The organism is Bradyrhizobium sp. (assembly GCF_019244115.1).
Classification (GTDB): Bacteria; Pseudomonadota; Alphaproteobacteria; order Rhizobiales; family Xanthobacteraceae; genus Bradyrhizobium.
The window spans coordinates 1-2132 of sequence record NZ_JAFATE010000863.1 but is presented as its reverse complement, the minus strand read 5'-3'; the positions used below and the strand labels follow the sequence as shown (position 1 = coordinate 2132).

Below are 2132 nucleotides of genomic sequence, written 5' to 3'. Positions count from 1 at the left end.
GCGTCGTCGCCGGCGAGAGATGGAAGCTCGGGTTGCCCTTGAGCGTGGCTTTGGCGAATGCCTCCAGCGCCGGCCGGCGCTCGCTCAAAGGCGCCGCGGCGAGATCTTTCTGGTCTGCCGCCAGCAGGTCGAAGACGAGATAGAGCGCGGGTGTCTCCATCGCCAATTTCTTTACCCGGCTTGCGGCGGGATGGATCCGCTGCAGCAGATCGTCGAACGAGAAACTGCGAGCGCGCGGCACCACGATCTCGCCGTCGAGCAGAAACGATGATGCAGGCAGGTCCAGCGCGGCGGTGACGAGCTCGGGAAAATAGCGCGTGAGATCCTCGCCCGCCTTGGAACGCAGGTCGACCTTGTTCCCCCGCCGCGACAAGAGGCAGCGAAAGCCGTCCCATTTCGGCTCGTACTGCCATTCCTGTCCGCGGGGGATTGCGTCGACGGAGCGGGCTTCCATCGCCTGGAGTGCGCCGGAGAGGCGCGCGGTCTTTCGAGGTCGCTGGGCCAAGGCGGCGGCTCGTCAAAAAGAGAAAACACCTGCTCACCAACGCAAAGCGGCCGGCAAATCGCCGGCCGCTCCGCAAAGAAAATCGTCTTGGCGTCGATCAGACCACGGTGCTGATCCACTGCTGCAGCTTCTGCTTCGGCAGGGCGCCCATCTGGCGGGACGTCGACTGGCCGCCCTTGAAGACGATCAGGGTCGGGATCGACATCACGCTGTATTTCGACGCCGTTTTCGGGCTCTCGTCGACATTGAGCTTCACGATCTTGACCTTGTCGCCCATTGCACCGGCGATTTCGTCGAGCGCGGGCGCGATCATGCGGCACGGGCCGCACCATTCGGCCCAGAAATCGACCAGGACAGGGCCGTCCGCCTTCAGGACTTCGGCTTCGAAATTGGCGTCAGAAACCTTGCCAACGGCCATTGGATACCTCGTTCGGTTCAGGAGCAGCGCGGGTTTTCAAGAATCGCGCTTTGGATGATGCAGCCAACGTATGAACGGCTTCCTGCCGGGTCAAGTTCGTCCGCTCAAGCGGCTTCGGATGGGAGGCCAGCGTCCAGCGCGGAGGCGGAAATCTCCATGAGTTCAGTGCTTTCGGTCCAAAGCAGCGCGGCGCGGACCCGTTTGTTGGGATAAAGCTTCTGCAGCACCGCCCGATACAGCGCGAGCTGCCTGACATAGGCCTCGGGCGCCTCGGCGGCCGCCTTTGGCGGCGCCTGGTTGGTCTTGAAGTCGACGATCAAAACCTCGTCCGCCGTCACCACCAGGCGGTCGATCTGGCCGGACACCAGGGCGCTCCGTCCAGTCGGCCGTTCCAGCCGGCCGACAATGGCGACCTCGGCGCGGCTACCGTCGGCAAACACCGGCGCAAAGCGCGGCTCCGCGATGACGGCCAGCACATTTGCAGCCAGGCCATCGCGCTCCGCCTCACTCCAGGTTTCCGCGTTTCGGGCGAGAAAGGTCTGGGCGATCTCGCGCCGGCGCGACGGCTGAATATCGGGCAGTGATTGCAGCAGCCGGTGCACCAGCGTGCCGCGCTGGATGGCGCGGGCGCGCGCCTCAAGCTCCGCCGCGCCGCCGAACCGCCTTGCCGCCGTGCCGCCGCCATCGGAAGGACGCAGGGCCGGGGCGGGGGCGGTCTCAGCGACCACGGGCATCCGCAGCCAGGACGGCAGTTCAACCGGATCGGGCATCCTTCGGTCTGCGACTTCCCTGCTACCGAGGTCCCCGGCATCCCCCACGAGCCGATAACGCTTCACGACACCGTCCGCCGCTTCGATCGTCTCCTCCGATAAGCCCGATGCGGCGAGGCCATTGCGGATCAGGTCGTACCAGCAGAGTTTCCGCACATTGTTCATGTTGCCCGGCTGACAGCCGCCGATGATCAGGCGGTCCGCCGCCCGCGTCATCGCGACATAGAGCAGGCGGCGATATTCATCCTCGGTTTCGGCCAGCATGGCGGTGCGGCCGGCGGCGACTGCAGCAGGATCATCGGACTTCTTGCCGGCCCAGACCACCACCTCGCGACCATCGTCTTGCGGCAGCTGGATCAGTCTCAGCCGCTGCGTGTCGGCGGGCGATGACGTCGTGTCGACAATGAACACGACGGCCGCCTCCAGCCCCTTGGCGCCG

General features: G+C 65.5%; 3 protein-coding genes. All 3 read right to left on the bottom strand.

Annotation, left to right across the window (positions count from 1 at the left end; genetic code table 11):
- Positions 1-454 (bottom strand): ATP-dependent DNA ligase (locus tag JOZ76_RS36410; RefSeq protein WP_441300161.1); only part of this gene is annotated, 454 nt, incomplete at its 3' end.
- Between the two features lie 148 nt (positions 455-602).
- A complete protein-coding gene (trxA, locus tag JOZ76_RS36405; RefSeq protein ID WP_291706204.1) occupies positions 603-923 on the bottom strand; it encodes a thioredoxin in 321 nt (106 codons plus the stop codon).
- Between the two features lie 104 nt (positions 924-1027).
- A partial coding sequence (locus JOZ76_RS36400; protein ID WP_291706203.1) for a PD-(D/E)XK nuclease family protein occupies positions 1028-2132 on the bottom strand: 1105 nt, incomplete at its 5' end.

Bases quoted from the DNA above. Each gene is read 5' to 3' on its own strand.
- trxA (WP_291706204.1), bottom strand. From the start codon at position 923: ATGGCCGTTGGCAAGGTTTCTGACGCCAATTTCGAAGCCGAAGTCCTG.